Here is a 20,655-nt window from a genome sequence, read left to right as displayed (position 1 = left end):
AAAACGAAGTTTTACTCGACTCACTGATTAGCTCGTTCATCGCTATGCGTTGCGCTCTGCCGTCTCAGTGGGGTCGCATTATAGGGAGATCCGAAAACAGATCAACCCTTTTTTGAAGAAAACTTAAAATAAATGACTGTTCGCGTGAAATTAAAGCAAAGTGGTTACTTTAAACACTAAAAAGGCCCTTACAGGCCTTTTATATTAGTTTACGATGAGTTTCCAACCGAGTTTACTTTGCAGTTTTGACTCTTGTTGTAGCTCACTAGCCATAAGCGGGTGTTCTTTTAACCAGTTATTGGCAAACTTTAAGTCTAATGTGTCTTTTTCTACAGATAACTCTATTCTAGGAAGTACGTCATCTTGTCGGCGCATCGATAATATTACGGCGATTCTTAGTAGCCTAACTAAGTATTGGGTAAGCGTACTATGCGCACCTAGAACGTTGAAGCTACCTTTTTGGATATCAGAACGATGTGCGCTTGCAACTGCAGCAATCACTTTATGTTCGGATTGTGAAAAACCAGGCATATCGGTATTTTCTATAATGTAGGCTGTGTGCTTATGGTATTGCTTATACTCTATCAATAAACCAATTTCGTGAAGTTGCGCTGCGGCTTTTAAAAGCGGCAAGGCATTTTCACTAACAAGCGGCCAGCTTTCACCTACCTGCTCTGCCAGTTGAATAACTAAGCTCGATACTCGATTCGCTTGCTTTTGATCAACATGATACCGGTCCATAAACCCATCCACTGTACGTTTACGGATATCGTTGTTATGAAGCTCAGGTACCATACTGTAAAGTACACCTTCGCGAAGTGCACCGCCAGCCAAACCCATTTTTTCAATTTCAAGTGATTCAAATAACGCTATTAAGATAGCAAGGCCCGACACAAAAACTAACCTGCGCTCTTCACTTAACCCAGGCAGGTCAAGTGCAGCAATCGTACTGTAGGCTATCGATTGCTGTTTTATTTTATTTAGCTTTTCTAATGTAAGTAGATCATCTAAGTCCTGCGCGACCATGATTTCTTGAATCGCTTGCACCGTACCAGAGGCACCTGATGCTATTTGCCAACCTGCTTGTTTATACTCTGGCGCAATTTCGTCAATCACTTCATGGGCAGCTTTAATGGCGGCATTGAAGTTTGCTTCACTTAGTTGACAGTCTTTAAAGTAACGCTCTAAGTATGTGACACATCCCATATTTAAGCTTTTATAGTGCAGTGCCTCAAAACCTTTACCTATAACGACTTCGGTACTTGCCCCACCAATATCAATGACAAGTTGTTTGCCAGTACACGATGAGGTGTGTGCTACACCTTTATAAATGGTGCGTGCTTCTAGCTCACCACTAATTACATTTATCGTATGGCCTAGTATCTTCTCAGCATGCGCCTTGAAAACATCGGCATTCGTTGCAAGTCGAAGTGTTGCAGTTGCTACTATGGTGATATTTTGTTTTGGAATGTCCTGTAGGCGCTCAGCAAAAAGTGCAAGGCACTCCCAACCTCGCTGCATTGCCTCAGAGCTTAATACATTTTCGCTATCAAGCCCTGCTGCTAATCTTACTTTGCGTTTAACGCGGCCTATAGTTTGTAGGCCGCCAGCAATTGATTTAGCAATTAGCATATGAAAGCTATTTGAGCCTAAATCAATGACTGCATACACATTTTTTTGCGGTTTAAATTGCCCCACCGTTCAAAAACCTCTAGTTACTACTACGTACAGTAACGGCCAAGTTACGACCGTCCTTTTTGGTAACTATTATTCGGGCGACGTCCGTTATTATTACTACGATTACGTGGACCTGTAGAATAGTTGCGCTTTCTTTGAATAGTAGGCTTTGTTAAATCATCTAGCAATGCAGTTTTATCATAATGTGATAAAGGAATGCTGTGCTCTATATACTCTTCTATTTCATGTAAGTTATAAGCATACTGTTCACATGCAAAGCTAATTGCATGACCTGATGCGCCGGCACGACCAGTACGACCAATGCGGTGAACGTAATCTTCACAATCATCCGGTAGGTCAAAGTTAAATACATGACTTACCTCAGGGATATGTAGCCCACGTGCTGCGACATCAGTTGCCACTAAAAAGTCTAATTCACCTTTGGTGAATTGCGCTAATATAGATTGGCGTTTTTTCTGGTTTACATCACCAGTAAGCATACCTACACGGTGACCATCGGCTTTTAACCAGGCATATACTGTCTCACAACTGTGTTTGGTATTGGCAAATACGATGGCCTTATCCGGCCATTCTTCCTCAATTAAAGTTAATAGCAGCTTAATTTTATCCTCTTGAGAAGGATGAAATAGCTCTTCTTTAATGCGCTTGCCTGTTTTTACGTCTGGCTCGATTTGAACGTGTTCAGGGTTAGTCATATGTTCAAAGGCAAGCTCCTGCACGCGATAAGAAAGCGTGGCAGAAAATAATAAATTGAGTCTATCTGCTGTATCTGGCATACGGCGGAACATGTAACGAATATCTTTTATAAAGCCTAAATCGAACATACGATCGGCTTCATCAAGCACAACTACCTCAATTTCGTTAAGGGTGTAACAGCCTTGCTTGTACAAATCGATTAGTCGACCTGTAGTACCAATTAAAATATCAACGCCTTTTTCTAATTGTGCACGTTGTTTTTCGTAATCTTCGCCACCATATACTAAACCTAAGTTAAGATTACAGTGCGGCGCTAAAATTTTAGCATCTTTGTGTATCTGAATCGCAAGCTCCCGAGTCGGGGCCATGATCAGGGCTCTTGGATGTTTACTAGGTGCTTTGCTAGATTGTAATAACCGATGGCACGTGGCAGTTAAAAACGCCAACGTTTTGCCCGTACCCGTTTGTGCTTGGCCCGCGATATCGCGACCGTCACAAATAAAAGGTAGGCATTTTGCTTGAATGGGTGTGCAATACTCAAACCCACTTTCGGTTAAACCGGCAACCACTTCCGGTGCGATAGCAAAGTCTGAAAACTTTTTATCGGTCAAATGTGTCTTAGTCATAGCGTTTAAGCATAACGTTTAAACTTGCAATAAGAAACAAGAGTGTTTAAATACGCACTAAATATTTCGCCTAACTAAATCGGAGAGCGCAATGAGCGAGAAAATAATCCAAATTACTGACGATAGCTTTGAAGCTGACGTATTACAATCAGACAAGCCTGTACTAGTAGATTTTTGGGCTGAGTGGTGCGGACCGTGTAAAATGATCGCCCCTATCCTTAATGAAGTGGCTGATGAATATGATAGCCGTGTAACAGTTGCTAAGTTAAACATTGACCAAAACGCAGGCACACCACCTAAGTTTGGTATTCGTGGTATCCCTACACTACTTCTTTTTAAAGATGGCCAAGTAGCTGCAACGAAAGTTGGTGCGCTTTCTAAAACTCAACTTATTGAGTTCTTAGAAAACAATATCTAAGTAAAAATGAAAAAAAAGGGCTTTTTTGCCCTTTTTTTGTGTTTATTTTGTATAAAGACTGGACGCTGTGCCAGTGAACTGCTAGTTTATAAAGCCAACTAATCCTTAGTTATATTCAACAAACCTCACTCAACTATCAAAGCGATTTTGAGTATGACAATTGTAATAAAGAACCCACCAATATGCATTTACGCGAATTAAAAGACAAGTCTATAAAAGAACTTGTAAACTTAGCTGAGTCCATGGGGCTCGAAAACGTAGCCCGCTTAAGAAAGCAAGATATCATTTTTGCCATTCTTAAAGCACATGCCAAAGGCGGAGAGAACATCTACGGCGGCGGTGTACTAGAGATTTTACAAGATGGTTTTGGTTTTTTAAGATCATCAGAAGCCTCTTACTTAGCTGGCCCAGATGATATTTATGTATCTCCAAGCCAAATTCGCCGTTTCAGCATGCGTACTGGCGATTCTATTTCAGGTCTTATTCGCCCACCTAAAGACGGCGAACGTTACTTTGCTTTACTAAAAGTAAACGAAGTTAACTTTGATAAACCTGAAAACTCTCGCACTAAAATCCTTTTTGAAAACCTTACCCCACTACATGCAAACGAACGTTTTCGTATGGAACGCGGTAACGGCAGTAAAGAAGACATTACCGCTCGTGTACTTGATTTAGCATCACCAATTGGCCGTGGCCAACGTGGTTTGTTAGTAGCACCGCCTAAAGCGGGTAAAACAATGCTACTGCAAAACATTGCACAATCAATTACTCACAATCACCCAGATGTTACATTAATGGTTTTACTTATTGATGAGCGTCCGGAGGAAGTAACCGAGATGCAACGCCTTGTTAAAGGTGAGGTTATTGCATCAACGTTTGATGAGCCAGCTTCTCGCCATGTACAAGTTGCAGAAATGGTGATTGAAAAAGCAAAACGTTTGGTTGAGCACAAAAAAGATGTGGTTATCTTATTGGATTCAATCACCCGTTTAGCACGTGCTTACAACACAGTTATCCCTTCATCAGGTAAAGTACTTACCGGTGGTGTTGATGCTAATGCACTGCACAAGCCTAAGCGCTTCTTTGGTGCTGCACGTAATGTTGAAGAAGGCGGTAGCTTAACGATTATAGCTACAGCACTTATCGACACGGGCTCAAAAATGGATGAAGTTATCTACGAAGAGTTTAAAGGTACCGGTAACATGGAACTACACTTAAACCGTAAGATTGCTGAAAAGCGTGTATTCCCTGCCATCGACTTTAACCGCTCAGGTACGCGTCGTGAAGAACTACTTACTAAACCAGATGAGCTACAAAAGCTATGGATTTTACGCAAGATTGTTCATGAAATGTCAGAGATTGATGCTATGGAATTCTTAATTGATAAGCTTTCTATGAGCAAAACGAACGATGAATTCTTCGATTCGATGAAACGCCAATAAGCGCGTTTTCGTTATATAAAAAAAGCGCCTAGGGCGCTTTTTTTATATTTAAACGACAATACCAATCAACTTAGATATTTAGCCTTTCTAGCATGCTAAATAAAGTATTAACTGAGCTTATCTGTCGCTATAAATGTCTAATAGCTTAACACGATTAGAATAATTAACTTTCGTTATATTTTTTAAGTACGCGCTGTAATTCATCTACAAGCTTTTGAATGTGTTCTTTACTTTGGCTTTGTTTATTGAGTAAAGCCATATCGAGATTTTTAGCGGCCTTGGCAATATCGTCTAACGCAAACATTTGCGCTGCCCCTAAAATGCGATGGCTGTCTTTTTGTAATGCCTCTAAGTCATTACTACTATAATGCTGATTTATGGTTTCGCTTTCAAACGTGAAGCTTTGCTTAAAACTTGTTACTAAGTCGCTCATATCTATCTGAGCTGTATATGGTGGCTCTTGTTTAGCAGCTTCATCCAAATGTTTAGCAAGCGTGTTATAAAAAGCGTTTTTATCTAACGGCTTACCTAAATACCCTGTAAAGCCTAGCGCAAGATAATCATCGACTTCATGACTCATTGCATTGGCAGTTAAAGCAAAAATAGGCGCTTGAAAGCCGCACTTTTGCAATAATGAAAATGCAGCACGGCCATCCATAATAGGCATTTGTATATCCAGTAGCACTAAATCTGGGTATATTTGAAGGCACTTCTCAACCGCTTGCTCACCATTTTCTACCGCTATAACCTCAAGCCCCATAGAACGTAAATAACGACTTATGAGTCTACGGTTGTCGGGGTGATCCTCAGCCAGTACTACACGACCAGTTAACTGCTTAACCTGTTTAGACGAGGTTACATGTTCGTACTCATCTCGCTCTTTTTCAACCTCTACACAAGGTAAAAACAGCGAAAACTGGCTCCCGCGTTTAAACTCACTTTGAACGCTAATGTACCCTCCCATCATAGAGGCCAGCTGTTGAGACAAACTAAGCCCCAACCCAGTGCCACCAAAGCGACGGCTAATACTGTTATCGGCTTGGCTAAAGCATTCAAATATTTGTTTTAGCTGCGATGAATTCATACCAATACCGGTGTCTTTAACTATAAAAACAAGCCCTTGCTCAGTTTTGTTCAAAGACACAACTACCTGCCCAGCCTGAGTAAACTTAACAGCGTTAGCGCATAAATTGATGAGTATTTGCTTTACCCGCATTAAATCGAGTTTGGTATAAAACGCATTACCTACATGGTTATCAAAACGAATTTGCAAATGCTTCGCTTTAGCCTGCGAAATAAACATGGCATGTACATCGCTAACTAGCTGCACTATGTCAAAGCACGAAATATTAAGCTCTAATCTGTTTGCTTCTATTTTGCTTAAATCAAGCACATCATTAATTAAACTTTTTAAATGATCACTATGTCGCTGAATTATTTTTAATTCATCTTGTAGGTTTTCAGGCTCGTACAAACCATTAATTAAATCATCTGTTTGGCCTAAAATAGCGGTAAGCGGGGTTCTAATTTCATGGCTAATATTTGCCAAAAACTGGCTTTTAACATCATTAGCTTCTCGTAGCTCCTGAGCTATAGCTTGCAGCTCTGCCGTACGCTGCGCAACTTGCTCCTTTAATAACTGCTTGGCACGCTTTTCGGCGCCCCGACGATAAAGCGCGGTGCCCGTAACAATCACTAAAAATAATAAAACAAAAATAAAAACTGTGAGCTGCGAGCGCTGGCTCATTTTTAACTTCTGTACTTTTCGTTCTTGCTTGAGCTTCTGAATTTCTTGGTTTAACTGAGTGGCTTTAAATTGGTTTTGTAATACTGCTAAAGCACTGGTGATTGTTTCGCTGTTTATACCACGCTGCTCTGCTACAAACTTTTCGTGCAGCGTTAATGCCTCAGCGTAGTTGCCTTTGCTAGCCTCTAAAAGCGAACGCGTGCCAAAAGCATCGCGCTTTATACGCACACTATTATATTGTGTGGCCAAATCGGTGGCTTTATCTAAGCTTTTTTGCGAATCAGCAAGCTCTCCTCTCACAAATTGTATTTTAGCTAGTGCATGTAAGGCGTTAAGCTCTAAACTGTGATTCGCAATTTCAAGGGCATTTTGTACCCCCAATCTAGCCTGCTCGTAAGCAACATCCACGTTATTAAGAATTAAATTGATATTTGCTAAATTAGTATATTGGGTAGATAACTTATTATAATCATTGGTAGAAATATAGTAACGTAACGCCATCTGATAATAGTGCAGTGCTAAGTCAAATTGTGAACTTTCGTAGTAAGCAACGCCTAAATTATTGTTAACTTGTGCTATACCGCTGGTATCACCTAGTTTTTGATATACTTTAAGTACTTCTTTATAAAATAAAATGGCGCTTTCATAACGCGACAATCTAATGTACACCCCTGCTATATTTAGCAAAATGTCAGCTTGGTCTTGCGCACTGCCCTTTTTTTCATAAATCTCTTTTGCTTTTAAATAATATTCGAGCGTCAGCTCCATATTATTCATTTCAAAGTAAGCTAAACCAATGTTACTAAGCAGGTTTGCAAGCTCTACTTGCTTATTGTTTTTTTCAACAATTACCATGGCGCGGCTATATTCAACAATAGCTTGCTGAAAATACCCCTGAAAATAAAACACAACACCTTGCATTTTAATGGCTCTAAAATGCATATCTGGCAAGTAACTTGAGGAGGTGTGCTGTTCTAATTTTTTAAAGTACAACAGAGCATTTTCAAAATCATCTGAGGAGAAGGCTAAATCGGCAAGTTCAGAATACACACTGACCTTTTGAGATTCTGTTATATTTTTTGCTTCAAGCAGTGCATTACCGAGCGTGAGTTTTACGTCCCACTGCTGCTCTTTTTTAAATTCATCAAATAAAGATACACTATTTTGAGCAAAGCTAGGCAGTATGAACACACAACATAAAACAAATAAAAGGCACTTCAATTTGCCTAGCATAATATTATTCCTTCAAACTTTAGCTTTAGTCAGTGTAATCTTTATTGAAGATACACAACAAAACGAGCGCAAACAATGCTTAACCCCCTGATTGATGAGATTTTTGAGTTACTTTTAACTCAGCCAGTTTGGAAAGTTCATACCTTAGCCGCAACGCTTGCTCAACAAGGGGTGTTACCATCTTTAGATGTTAACCCTGAGCAAAATTTATTTAAAAAGAATTTTTTAATTATGAATGCGTTATTTGAGCTGCAAACACAGCTATTACCCAAGCACTTAATTATATCGTCATTACATATTGAACTTGCAGAGCCAAGTAGCAATGTAGCAATGCAATCCCATTTAAAAAATTACTATTTAAACTGGGAAAACTACGACACCAGTGCCAAAGACATTGAGGCATTATTAGATAGTTTTTGGCAGCAATTTAACCCACTAATAAAGCATCCAGTTGGGCATATTGAGCCATTAATTAAAGCTTGGCAATTACCGCCAAACTTTAACTTAGCTATGCTACAAAAGCGCTGGCGGCAATTGGCATTAAAACATCATCCAGATAAGCAAACTGGAAGTGCATGTAAATTTAGACAAGTAAGAGCCGAGTATGAGCAGCTAAAGCTAGCTGCTCAAAACGCCTAATTAACGGGTAAGGCGACGGGCACGAATTTTACGCCCTTTAATATTGCCCTCGGTTAATTTACGCAGTGCAGGTTTTGATGCATTACGCTCTACCGCTACAAAGGCAACGTTATCAAGTACATTTATTTTACCGACTTGGCGCCCTGCAACCCCCTCTTTGCCAGTAAGCGCACCTAAAATATCACCCGCGCGCACTTTTTGCTTTTTGCCGGCATCAATCATTAGCGTGACCATTTCTGGCTTGTAAGGCGGCTTTTCTAATAAGCTGAAGGCAGGCATTGGTTCTGGCAAAAAGTCGCGTTCGTAATGATCGCCAATTTGCGCCACTTTAAACTGTTCAGCATCACCGTAAATAGAGCATGCAATGCCTTTTTTACCCGCTCGGCCTGTGCGTCCTACACGGTGCACATGGGTTTGTGGGTCATGTGCTAAATGGTAATTTATTACCATGTCCATGTCGTCAATATCTAAGCCACGCGCAGCCACATCGGTTGCCACTAATATTGACGCGCTTTTATTAGCAAAATGAATTAACGTACGTTCGCGATCACGTTGCTCTAAGTCACCATGAAGCGCCACGGCACTAAAGCCTTCACTTGCTAAATCATCACAAACTTGTTGTGTTTCTACCTTGGTGTTACAAAAAACAACACAGCTTTGTGGTGTAAATTTAAGTAGCAACAATTTAAGCGTTGAGTAGCGTTTTTTGTTGTTATCCATTTTGTAAAAGTATTGTTTTATAGTGCTTTTTTCTTGCTCTTCTTCTACTTTTATCATTTCTGGATTTTTTAATACGCGCTTTGCAATCGCTTCAATTGCACGCGGAAAGGTAGCACTAAATAACAACGTTTGACGATTTTGCGGTATACACTCAATAATTGCATCAAGGGTATCTTGAAAGCCCATATCAAGCATTTGATCTGCTTCATCAAGTACTAACGTTTCAACATCGTCTAAACGCAGTGTACCTTTGCGAATATGATCGTCCACTCGCCCAGGTGTACCCACAATAATATGTGCCCCATGCTCAAGCGAGCCTATTTGTGGGCCAATTGATACACCACCACATAGCGTTAATATTTTAATATTATGAATACCACGGGCAAGTTTACGCATTTCTACTGCCACTTGCTCGGCCAGTTCGCGCGTTGGACAAAGTACAAGCGATTGAATACGAAAACGTTTTACATTTAATTTAGCTAACACACCTAAACTAAAAGCAGCAGTTTTACCTGAACCGGTTTTTGCCTGTGCAATAATGTCTTTACCTTCAAGTACAGGTGGCAGGCTTTGCGCTTGTACAGGCGTCATTTGCGAGTAGCCAAGTGTTGATAAATTATCAACTAAACCAGCAGGTAAAGCCAAAGATGAAAATGCAGTAGAAGTCACAATAAATTCCAAAATAATAAAACAACACAGGGCTTAGCCCCAAAATATGAGCTCCATAATAGCAGAATTCAGCTTAGGCAACCATTAATACCCGATGTGCATTATTTTACGATGCGTTAATCCTTGTTAATAAAAAAGTTGCAAATGATACTAGTTTTCATTAAGATCCTCGAAAAATTTTAACACCCTAACACTGGATGTAATTGATGAAACTAAACTCACTGTACGTAGCACTTGTTGGTGCCATTAGCACAAGCGCCTTTGCCGCACCTACTGACTTAGAGCGAATTGAAGTTAAAGGTAGTTATTTTAACGACTACAAAGTCGACAACGCCAACGGAGCAATGAGAACATCAGCGTCATTGTTAGAAACAGCGCAATCAGTCACTGTTATTAGCGATACAATCATTAGCGAGCAATTAGCAACGACCCTTGGCGAAGTACTTACTAACGATGCAAGTTTAACTGCCGGCTCTCAACAGCGTAACCGTGAAGTATTTAACTTACGCGGCTTTGAACTTAGCTCATCGACAGGCTACTTACGCGACGGACACCAACATTGGTCTCACTACCAGCAACCGATTGAAATTCTACAACAAGTAGAAGTTATTAAAGGTCCATCAAGTATTTTATACGGACAATCAGGCCCAGGTGGCTTGATTAACATGGTGACAAAAAAGCCTACCGCAACTACATTATTTAACGCCAGCGCAGATGTAGACCAACACGGCTCTACCCGCTTTATGCTAGACGCAGCTGGTGCACTTACCGACGCTGAAGATTTACGTGCACGCGGTATTTTAGTAAAACAAGATGTTGATTACTGGCGCGAATATCAAAACGGCGAAAACCGTGAACGCGACCGTTTTTTAGGCGCTGTCATTGTTGATTACGATTTAAGTGACAACGCATTAGTACGCGTACATTACGACCGCACAGACGACGAAGCAGGCCTAGATACAGGTGCATGGATAGATGACAACGCCAATGTGATTGGCGATGACAAAACCATTCGCGATATGTCTTGGGCGTTTACCGACATAACGGTAGAAAACTTAGGCGTAGATTTTGAGGTGTACTTAAACGATCACTGGCAAGTTAAGCTTGGTTACAACGAGCAAACATTTGAGCGCCAGCGTTTTGAGTCTGCACCTCGTAAGCCAAGTACGTTTGTAGAAGGCGATAGCTATGAGTCACGCCCTTACGACCGATTTGACGATTGGCAGTTTAAAACCGCGTTCATTGATTTTGTTGGCGAATTTAAGACAGGTAGTTTACAACACCAGTTTTTAATTGGCGCAAACTCGCTTGATTACTATTACGGGCAACGCCGTACATCAGCAGAGTATTTTGATTTTGCCGCAGGCCAAAACGAGCCAAGCCGCCCAACAGTAAGCTATAAATCAGATGATACTATTAGCGAAACAGAATACGACTACTACGGTATTTACGTTCAAGACTTAATTACTTTCTCGCCACAATGGCAAGTATCATTAGGTGGTCGTTACGATGAGCAAAATAGAGAAGGCGCAGATAACGAGTCATTCGTACCAAAAGTAGGTGTGCTTTATCACCCTAACCCTTCTGCAACTATTTATGCTAGCTACTCAGAAGGTTTTGAGCCACAAGGAAGCGATACATTAGTAAGCGAAACTGACATCAACAACGGTATGAAGCTTGATGCTGTTACCTCTGAGCAAAAAGAAATTGGTGTAAAATGGCAGCTATTTGATGACCGCCTAATGTTAAGCGGTGCTGTATTTGATATTAGCAAAAAAGGCACCTTAGTAACCGAAGCACTTGAAGTGCCAGTGGGCGAATTTACCTCTGAAACAAACCAAGTAGGCGAGCAACGCCACAAAGGACTTGAGCTAAGCGCGCAGGGTGCAGCTACCGATCGCTTATTTGTAATGGCATCAACTATGTACCTAGATGCAAACTACGAGCGTGACGAAGACCTTGAAGGTAAACGCCCTACCGATGCCCCTAAATGGTCTGCATCACTTTGGACACGCTATGAGTTGAACGACACCATTGCGTTTAATGCCGGTGCATTTTATGAAGGTGAGCGCTTTGCCGATAGCGCAAACACAGTAGTAAAAGATGCTTATACACGAGTAGATGTAGGTGCAACTTACAAACTTAAAGTAAGCAAAACCGATGTAAACCTTCGTTTAAACATTGAAAACCTTCTTGATGAAGATTACTTAGGTGGCGGTGGTTTAAATAACGTAACCGTTGGCGAAGGCACAAATGTACGCTTGGCAGCTCAATTTAGCTTTTAAGTTATAAACTTATACTTAAAAAGCCCGCACAATCATAACTGTGCGGGCTTTTTAATGCCTATTAAAAACCCTACTACATTCATCTCATCTATTTTTTAAAGCCTTCAAAAAATGCTCTAATGCACATAATTATAAAAAGGCTTACTCGATATGAAAAAAATTATTACAGCACTTTTACTAACTAGCAGCTTAACTGCTCATGCAACAAGTGCAGAATTCACCGCTAAACAATTACAACAGGTTGATGAAGTGCGCAGTGCTGCGCTTAAAAGCCCTTTAAGTTACGAGCTACTCGAATCACTCACAACAGAAGTGGGTCCTCGCTTACCCGGCACTGAAAACGATAAAAAAGCAGTTGCGTGGGCTAAAGCAAAATTTAACGAATTGGGTTTTGATAAAGTATGGCTTGAAGAAGCAACCTTTCCAAATTGGCGCCGTTACAGCGAAAGCGGAAAAATACTCACCCCAAGTGAGCAACCTCTGCATTTAACTGCGCTAGGTAACAGTGTAAGCACACCTAAAGATGGTATTAGCGCACCGGTTGTACTGTTTGAAACATTGGATGAGCTAATTGCAGCACCAGCCAATAGTTTAAAAGGTAAGATTGCCTATATTAATTATCGAATGAATCGCCATATTGATGGCAACGGTTATGGCCCTGCTGTAAAAGCACGTGGCACAGGTGCCGTTGAGGCCGCGAAAAAAGGCGCGGTTGCTTACATGATGCGCTCAGTGAGTACAGCTCACCACCGTTTTGCTCACACAGGAGGCAGCCACTATAAAGAAGGCGTTAAAAAAATACCCAACGTCACCATTGCCAACCCTGATGCCGATCAAATAGCGCGCTTAGTGGCTTTAAACAAAAAGGTAACAGTTAATATAAATGTACAAACACAAAGCCTAGGAGAAGGCACAAGCTATAACGTTATAGGCCAATTTAATGGCACCGAAAACCCAGAACAATATGTGTTAATTGGTGGCCACCTAGACTCATGGGATTTAGGCACTGGCGCATTAGATGATGGTGCAGGTGTTGCGCTAACAATGGCAGCGGCCAAACACATTAGCGATGTTAAACGCCCTAAACGCAGTATTCGCGTTGTGCTTTTTGCAGCAGAAGAACTTGGCCTTTGGGGTGCAAAAGCTTACTTTGCACAACATAAAAACGATTTACACAATATAGTGGCAGCTGCTGAGTCGGACTTTGGCGCCGATGTAGTATATGGTTTTGAGTCGAATGTAGATGCAGCTTCACTGCCAGTAGTACGTGCCATAGCAAAAGAACTGGCGCCATTAAACATTGAGTACATTGGTAAAAACCAAGCCAACGGCGGGCCTGATTTAATTCCATTTAAAAAAGCGGTCTCAGCACCTATATTTGAGTTAGCTCAAGATGGCACAGATTACTTTGATTACCATCACACAGCTGATGACACGCTCGATAAAGTAACACCTGCTAAACTGCGCCAAAATACCGCTGCGTACGCTGTGTTTGCGTTAATGGCTGCCGATGCAAAAACCACTATTAAGCCTAAAGCAGACACAAAATAATAACTGACATACTTACTTACAGTTTGTCGCTTTGCTAAACGCACTCCTTGTTTTACCTTTATATAAATAAAACAAGGAGTGTGTAGGTATGTTGCTTTTCAATACGAGTCAGTCATTTCCTTATTTTGCACAAACGCAGTGCTGCCCTAATTGCCATAGCCACGCCTACCATCTAATAAACCAAAGTCGTTTTTTACGCTTTACGGTTATTCCTGTTATACCTTTAGCGCTAAACTATAAATACGAATGCTATCAATGCGGCCATAATGCGCCTGTAAAGTTAAAGCAGTTACCTGTTTTTGAAATTGTCACTCTTCCTAAATACTTTATAGGGGTATTTTTAGCGTTATGGGTGGGGCTGTTTATTTACCAACAACACGCTGCAGCGCAAGCGCAAAAGCAACGCTACTTAACAGATCCTAAAGCGTACGACACGTATTTAGTACACGCCGATAAATTTACTCATGAGCCATGGACACTGACTAACTTAAAAGTTGCGCAAGTTTTAAGTTTTGACGAACAGTTTATAACTTTTCAGGTAAGTAATTACAGCTATAAGCGTAACAACGGCATTACGACTGCAATGCGTACCAGCTTATTAGTGCAAAACGGTTACTTCTCAACTGACAAAATTACTTTGCCTCGTAGCGAAGTAAAAAGACTTTACAACGACGGGGTGATTTACGACGTACTGCGCCCCTCGGCAAATAGTTTATATGGTGGGTTTGTTATGTTTCCGCCAAAGCCTAAGCCGCTATATAAAGGTTTAAAGCTCGACAAAAATAACCAACAAGGCATTACGTATTTTAAAAATGGACAGTATAGCGATGCGCTTGAGAGTTTTACTATTGCCGCAAATGCAGGCTCGCAATGGGGGCAGCTAAATCTTGCGCAAATGTATCGAGATGGCCAAGGCGTAACTAAAAATATAAAAACAGCAAAGCATTGGTACGAGCATGCAATAGCGCAAGGTAATAGTAAAGCGAAAATAGAATTAGAAGAAATGTGTGATAAAGCAAACTGCAAATAAAAAATGGCCAGTTTTACTGGCCATTTTCAATCTTGGTTCATACTTATAATTAGAAAGTCATATGCTCATCTAAAAAGTTAAGTACCTGCTTGTAGTAGCGTGTTCTGTGCTCTGCTTTATAAAAGCCATGCCCTTCATCTTCAAGTAACTCGTATATGTAAGGGTGGTTTTCTTTTTTTAGTGCTGCTACTAAAGACTCAGCTTGCTCAATTGGTGCTCTCTCATCCTGCCCACCATGTACAATTAAAACAGGTGCTTTAAGCTTGTCTATGTTGTAACTAGGTGAAAAACGCTTTAACTGTGCTTCATCAGTACCAAGCGCGCTTTTAAGATAGCGCTGTCCACGGTCACGTTCAGAGATATCGCCTTCTTCAAACATTAGCGGTAAATCGTACACCCCAACGACACCAATAGCACACTGAAACATATCAGGTTCTAAAATTGCACTTTGTAATGCCGAATAGCCACCAAAACTTGCGCCCATTATACAAATATTATCTTTATTTACAGTACCTTGCTCTATTAAGTGTTTTACACCGTCAATAATGTCGTATTGTATTTCAGCACCCCATTTTTTATGTCCAGCATGTTCAAAGTTGCGACCAAAGCCACCAGAGCCTCTAAAGTTAACTTTTAGTACGGCAATGCCTCTACTGGCTAATAGTTGAGCTTCGCTCTCATAGCCCCACCAATCTCTTGGTCCATGAGGCCCACCGTGAGGCATAACAACTAAAGGTAAGTTTTTTTCATTAGTATTATTAGGGATGGTTAAATACCCGTATATTGTTAAGCCATCACGCGCTTTATAATTTACAGGTTTGGTTATTGCCATTTCACTTGGCTTGATCCAGCTTTTAGTCGCAAATAAAAAGCGCAAGCTATTCTTTTTGGCGTCATACAAGTAATAACTGCCAGGGTTGGTATCACTTGACGCAAATATAATACTCTTCTCGCCATCTTCAGTGCTACTAACAAGCTGCACTTGCTGACCTTGAAGCGATTGTATTAATGCCTTTAAGCGCTCACTTTTATGAGAATTATTTATAAAGGTATAAGCTGGGTAACCAAGCTCATTTTCAATTGCGAATAACTCTTTAGAAACTTCATCTACCCACACTTTTTTTGGAGAAACGTGCTGTTCTTTATGTAAAAGTTCAAACTTTTTGCTCTCTAAGTTTAGTTTGTAAAGCCCTTTTGCTTCGCCACTTTCTGACGCTGTAACATAAACAGATGTGCCCGTACTATCAAACGCATGAAGACTAATATCAGTGTATTTTAGCTCTCCTAAATCAAGCTGTTGCCATTCACCACCGGACTTTTCTCGCGTATAAATTTTTTGGTTAATGTAATCATCGTTTGAAACAGCAACACGCACATTTCCATCATGATCCGTTAAAAAGCCTGCCATTCTTGATGGTGACCTAGAAACTCTTTTTCGTTTTCCGCTGTAAATATCAACTTCATAAACGATTGTATGCGGCTCATTTGATGCGCTCCATGGGAAGGTTAGGATCAGCATTTTACGTCTATCATGAATAAGCGGGTCTAGTACATAAGAAGTGCCGAGTATAGGTGTCGCTTTTTTGATGCGGGTACCCGTTTGCATTTCACCTTGGTAACCCACTAGGTATTTGCCTTGGCTACCATCAGCATTTATACCAAAAAGCTCACCATGATATTCGGGATGGTCTTTCCAGCCTTTAATGTACTCTTTGGCCAATACAATTCTTTCATTGTTTACCCAGTAATAATTGCCAACTTGGGCATTATTAGGGAATTTTATTGCATGGCTTACTTTAAATGTATCTGTGGTTAGCACCATTAATACATTTTTTCCTTCAGGGCGAGTAATTACAGCTAAATATTTTCCATCAGGTGAAATTTTCACACCTGCAAACTCTATATCTTTACTAAAACTTTCTATCGGTACCAAGTCATTACTTGCTGTAGTATGAGAGCTAAAAATACTGACCAGCAATAGTGTCAAACAAGCCAAAAACTTATTCATTAAAGTTCCTTTTATTTATTTTTTATTAAGCTTTTATGTTACATACTTTTAACAAAAATATACACTATGCTTTCCCCTTTTATGTAAATAGGCGTAAATTAATAGCGTTATAAATCTAGTGCTTAGTGTTAGCAAATTTACTCCAAACTAAATGCAGAATAACAATGCACAGCCCCGCGACTACCCCTAGTAATCCGTCAAATATAAGGGGGGCTAATGTTTCGCCAGTGCCATTTAGTAACGACTTACCTATATTTGTTACTTCTAATTGCCAATGATGCAGTAGCTCAATACCATGAGATAAAATACCACCGCCCACTAAAAACATGGCCACCGTGCCAGCAAAGGCTAAAAATTGCATAAGCCTTGGCGCTGCAGCTAATAAGCCTTTACCAAGCCACTCTTTAAATTTATTAGCCGACGCCTTTGATTGATTGAGCAAATACAATCCCGCGTCATCAAGCTTTACAATACCGGCTACGAGCCCGTATACACCTATGGTCATTAAAACGGCTATAACACATAATACAAGTGCCTGATTTACGAGCGAGGCACCTGCAACCGTTCCTAAGGTGATCACTATAATTTCGGCTGAGAGAATAAAGTCGGTTCGTATGGCTCCTTTTACTTTTTGCTTTTCATACTCAACTAAATCATGTTTCTCGCCTTCGTTTGTTACTTCTTCATGATGAGGTAAAAACTTAGCAAATACTTTTTCAGCACCTTCAAAACATAAAAATAAGCCACCGATTATTAGCAGTGGAGTTATCAGCCAAGGCAGCCATACACTTATGAGCAATGCAGCGGGTACCAAAATAGCTTTATTTAAAAACGAGCCTTTTGCCACCGCCCAAACCACGGGTAATTCGCGATCAGCTGTCACGCCTGTCACTTGTTGAGCATTAAGTGCTAAGTCATCACCCAGTACACCGGCTGTTTTTTTAGTGGCGACTTTACTCATCGTGGCAATGTCATCAAGTAAGGTGGTTATATCATCAAGTAATGTTAAAAGGTTAATGCCTGCCATGTTGCTTCCTAGCTAAAAAATAATGCTATCAACATAGCTTAATCCGTAATTTTCACCAACGGTTAATTTTGCTTTGTTATGCTGATTGGACGCACTGATTTTTATCAATGGCAAACTTACTTAGGGGGTATTAATGAGAGCATTAGTGGTTATTTTTACAAGCATGCTGATTTTATCAGCCTGTAGTGATGAGCCTAAAAGTACCCACTATTTATGCAACGATCGCGTAGTAGAATTAGCCCACCAAGGAGCGCGGGCAACACTTACTTTAAATCAGCAAACATATACACTTAATAAAGAGCCTAGCGCATCAGGGGTAAAGTATATTAATGAGCGAGTGTTATTTTGGTCTAAAGCCGATGAAGCGATGTTGATTGTTTCAGGTAATAAATACCACTGCCAACAACAAGCAGACGCTTTATAATTTTGTCCTTCGCGATTTAAACTTTTTCTTTTTTCTCCTCGTAATAAATAACCTGTTTTTACACTATCAGACCCTTAACAACTACACATGCATTTGTTGTTTAGTTGGGTATAATACTTTCACTTTTTGCTTAGTAGCGGCCTACCATGAAATATAAAGATTTACGTGATTTTATCGATTTGCTTGAAAAAAAAGGCGAACTTAAACGTATTACTCAAGAAATCGACCCGTATCTTGAAATGACCGAAATAGCTGACCGTACATTACGTGCTAAAGGCCCAGCATTATTGTTCGAAAACCCAAAAGGTCACAGTATGCCTGTACTTGCAAACTTATTTGGTACACCTAAGCGCGTTGCTATGGGCATGGGTCAAGAAGATGTAAGCGAGCTGCGTGAAGTTGGCAAGCTACTCGCTTTTTTAAAAGAGCCTGAGCCACCAAAAGGGATTAAAGAAGCACTAGGGCAAATTCCGGTATTTAAACAAGTACTCAATATGCCGGCTAAAGAAGTTAAAAAAGCACCATGCCAACAGATTGTTTTAGAAGGTGACGATGTAGATTTAACTAAGTTACCAATACAGCATTGCTGGCCTGGCGATGCCGCTCCCCTTATCACTTGGGGTTTAACCGTTACCAAAGGGCCTTATAAAAAGCGCCAAAATTTGGGTATTTACCGCCAGCAGCTATTAGGTAAAAATAAAATAATTATGCGTTGGTTATCGCATCGCGGTGGCGCGCTCGATTTTCAAGAATGGTGCAAAGAAAACCCCGGCGAACCGTATCCAGTTTCGGTTGCATTAGGGGCTGATCCTGCCACTATTTTAGGTGCCGTTACACCTGTGCCAGACACGTTAAGCGAATATGCTTTTGCGGGCTTGCTGCGTGGTAGTAAAACGGAAGTTGTAAAGTCTATTTCAAATAACTTACAAGTTCCTGCCAGTGCCGAAATAGTACTTGAAGGCTACATTATGCCAGGCGAAATGGCGCCCGAAGGACCCTATGGTGACCACACTGGTTATTACAACGAAGTTGATGATTTTCCTGTAATGACAGTAACCCATTTAACTCACCGTAAAAACCCAATTTATCACAGTACATTTACTGGTCGTCCGCCTGATGAGCCGGCAATTTTAGGCGTGGCATTAAATGAAGTGTTTGTGCCTATATTGCAAAAGCAGTTTCCAGAAATCGTCGACTTTTACTTGCCACCCGAAGGCTGCTCTTACCGTATGGCCGTGGTAACCATGAAAAAACAATACCCAGGCCATGCTAAGCGCGTAATGATGGGCGTATGGTCGTTTTTACGTCAGTTTATGTATACTAAGTTTGTTATTGTTTGCGATGATGATGTAAATGCTCGTGACTGGAACGATGTTATTTGGGCCATCACTACCCGTATGGACCCTGCACGCGACACCACATTAATTGAAAACACGCCAATAGATTATCTCGATTTTGCCTCGCCTGTATCTGGGCTTGGCTCCAAAATGGGCATGGATGCAACCAATAAATGGCCAGGTGAGACCGACCGCGAATGGGGCGAGCCAATAGTTATGGATAAAGCAACAAAAGAACGTGTTGACGAAATTTGGCAGAGTCTCGATATACTTTAAGCACGCCTACTGAATATAAACAGGCTATAAAATAACCCCGCAGGTATGTTAATATTGCCCCACTTAACTGCATATCTGCGTAAACGCTGCTAAAAGGTAAAAAATGCAAACATTAAAAGCTGAAGTTGTTGCCATCAGCCCACTTACAGAATTTGTTCATAAAGTAATTTTAAAGCCTCAACAACCTGTTACGTTTGAAGCTGGCCAGTACATGCAACTTGTACTTGGTGAAAAAGACAAGCGCGCATTTTCAATTGCAAGCCGTCCATCGCAATGTGATGAAATAGAGCTTCATATTGGCGCATCTAAAGCCGATTCGTACGCAATGCAATCACTTGAGCATTTGCGTAATGCGCATCAAAATAACACGCTGGTTGATATTGAAGCCGGCCTTGGTGTGTCGCAACTACGTTTACAATGTCAGCGCCCTATTATTTTATTGGCTGGCGGCACGGGGTTTTCTTACGCAAAATCAATGGCTGATCATTTAGCTGAAATTAACTGCGACCGCCCGGTATTATTTTACTGGGGTGTTAAAGAAGAGTCAGCCTTGTATGCTCACAGCGAAATGCAAGCATGGGCAGAAAGTAACGAGCACTTTAAATTTATTCCTGTTGTAGAAAACCCATCTGCTAATTGGCAAGGTCACACTGGGTTTGTACACAAAGCAGTAATGCAAGATATTGTGTCGCTAGAACCGTACGACATATACATGGCTGGTCGCTTTGACATGATTGGCATTGTTCGTGATGACTTTATTGCTCACGGTGCTGTTCGCGAAAACATGTATGCAGATGCATTCGCGTTTATAAAATAAATTTTTATTCTA

At 40.7% G+C, this 20,655-nt stretch carries 15 protein-coding genes; 9 read left to right on the top strand and 6 right to left on the bottom strand.

The window, feature by feature from the left end; genetic code table 11:
* Positions 1-204: 204 nt before the first annotated feature.
* Positions 205-1,698 (bottom strand): guanosine-5'-triphosphate,3'-diphosphate diphosphatase, encoded by a 1,494-nt coding sequence (gene gppA / locus AN393_RS12350; protein ID WP_055018218.1) that lies wholly within the window; start codon positions 1,696-1,698, stop codon positions 205-207.
* A gap of 44 nt (positions 1,699-1,742) precedes the next feature.
* Entirely contained in the window at positions 1,743-3,020 is a 1,278-nt protein-coding gene (rhlB, locus tag AN393_RS12345; RefSeq protein WP_054983731.1) for an ATP-dependent RNA helicase RhlB, read from the bottom strand.
* 91 nt (positions 3,021-3,111) lie between these two features.
* On the opposite strand from rhlB, the gene trxA reads away from it, so the two are divergent.
* Positions 3,112-3,438 (top strand): thioredoxin TrxA, encoded by a 327-nt coding sequence (gene trxA, locus AN393_RS12340; RefSeq protein WP_055015906.1) that lies wholly within the window; start codon positions 3,112-3,114, stop codon positions 3,436-3,438.
* 182 nt (positions 3,439-3,620) lie between these two features.
* Entirely contained in the window at positions 3,621-4,880 is a 1,260-nt protein-coding gene (rho, locus tag AN393_RS12335) for a transcription termination factor Rho (RefSeq protein ID WP_055015905.1), read from the top strand.
* Positions 4,881-5,043: 163 nt separating this feature from the next.
* On the opposite strand, the gene AN393_RS12330 is transcribed toward rho, so the two are convergent.
* Positions 5,044-7,860 carry a tetratricopeptide repeat protein gene (locus AN393_RS12330; RefSeq protein ID WP_055018217.1) on the bottom strand — a complete coding sequence of 939 codons (2,817 nt, stop codon included), beginning with the start codon at positions 7,858-7,860 and terminating at the stop codon, positions 5,044-5,046.
* 75 nt (positions 7,861-7,935) lie between these two features.
* On the opposite strand from AN393_RS12330, the gene AN393_RS12325 reads away from it, so the two are divergent.
* Positions 7,936-8,499 (top strand): DNA-J related domain-containing protein, encoded by a 564-nt coding sequence (locus tag AN393_RS12325; RefSeq protein WP_055015903.1) that lies wholly within the window; start codon positions 7,936-7,938, stop codon positions 8,497-8,499.
* Here the strand turns inward: AN393_RS12325 and dbpA are convergent, their stop codons facing one another.
* Positions 8,500-9,888 (bottom strand): ATP-dependent RNA helicase DbpA, encoded by a 1,389-nt coding sequence (dbpA, locus tag AN393_RS12320; protein WP_055018216.1) that lies wholly within the window; start codon positions 9,886-9,888, stop codon positions 8,500-8,502.
* 206 nt (positions 9,889-10,094) lie between these two features.
* Here dbpA and AN393_RS12315 point away from each other — a divergent pair, with 206 nt between their 5' ends.
* The 3 genes from AN393_RS12315 to AN393_RS12305 all read left to right on the top strand — a co-directional run bounded on the left by AN393_RS12315 (position 10,095) and on the right by AN393_RS12305 (position 14,754).
* Positions 10,095-12,173, top strand: a complete 2,079-nt coding sequence (locus AN393_RS12315) for a TonB-dependent siderophore receptor (RefSeq protein WP_055018215.1) — start codon at positions 10,095-10,097, stop codon at positions 12,171-12,173.
* 150 nt (positions 12,174-12,323) lie between these two features.
* On the top strand, positions 12,324-13,724 hold the full coding sequence (locus tag AN393_RS12310; RefSeq protein WP_055015900.1) for a M20/M25/M40 family metallo-hydrolase: 1,401 nt from the start codon (positions 12,324-12,326) through the stop codon (positions 13,722-13,724).
* A gap of 88 nt (positions 13,725-13,812) precedes the next feature.
* The gene (locus tag AN393_RS12305; protein WP_055018214.1) at positions 13,813-14,754 is read left to right on the top strand and encodes a tetratricopeptide repeat protein; all 942 of its coding nucleotides are present in this window, start codon (positions 13,813-13,815) and stop codon (positions 14,752-14,754) included.
* A gap of 49 nt (positions 14,755-14,803) precedes the next feature.
* Here the strand turns inward: AN393_RS12305 and AN393_RS12300 are convergent, their stop codons facing one another.
* Positions 14,804-16,762, bottom strand: coding sequence for a S9 family peptidase (locus AN393_RS12300; RefSeq protein WP_055015898.1), 1,959 nt, complete (start codon positions 16,760-16,762; stop codon positions 14,804-14,806).
* Between the two features lie 115 nt (positions 16,763-16,877).
* Positions 16,878-17,789, bottom strand: coding sequence for a DUF808 domain-containing protein (locus AN393_RS12295; RefSeq protein WP_055015897.1), 912 nt, complete (start codon positions 17,787-17,789; stop codon positions 16,878-16,880).
* A gap of 133 nt (positions 17,790-17,922) precedes the next feature.
* On the opposite strand from AN393_RS12295, the gene AN393_RS12290 reads away from it, so the two are divergent.
* The 3 genes from AN393_RS12290 (at position 17,923) to fre (ending at position 20,643) form a co-directional block, all read left to right on the top strand.
* The gene (locus tag AN393_RS12290) at positions 17,923-18,213 is read left to right on the top strand and encodes an MliC family protein (protein ID WP_055015896.1); all 291 of its coding nucleotides are present in this window, start codon (positions 17,923-17,925) and stop codon (positions 18,211-18,213) included.
* A 146-nt stretch (positions 18,214-18,359) separates the two neighbouring features.
* A complete protein-coding gene (ubiD, locus tag AN393_RS12285; protein WP_055015895.1) occupies positions 18,360-19,826 on the top strand; it encodes a 4-hydroxy-3-polyprenylbenzoate decarboxylase in 1,467 nt (488 codons plus the stop codon).
* Between the two features lie 103 nt (positions 19,827-19,929).
* On the top strand, positions 19,930-20,643 hold the full coding sequence (fre, locus tag AN393_RS12280; RefSeq protein WP_055015894.1) for an NAD(P)H-flavin reductase: 714 nt from the start codon (positions 19,930-19,932) through the stop codon (positions 20,641-20,643).
* The last annotated feature ends 12 nt before the right edge of the window (positions 20,644-20,655 follow it).

The sequence above is a fragment of the Pseudoalteromonas sp. P1-25 genome (assembly GCF_001401805.1).
In the GTDB taxonomy this organism is placed as follows: domain Bacteria; phylum Pseudomonadota; class Gammaproteobacteria; order Enterobacterales; family Alteromonadaceae; genus Pseudoalteromonas.
Note: the sequence above shows the minus strand (reverse complement) of the source record. Positions and strands in the feature narration are given on the sequence as shown.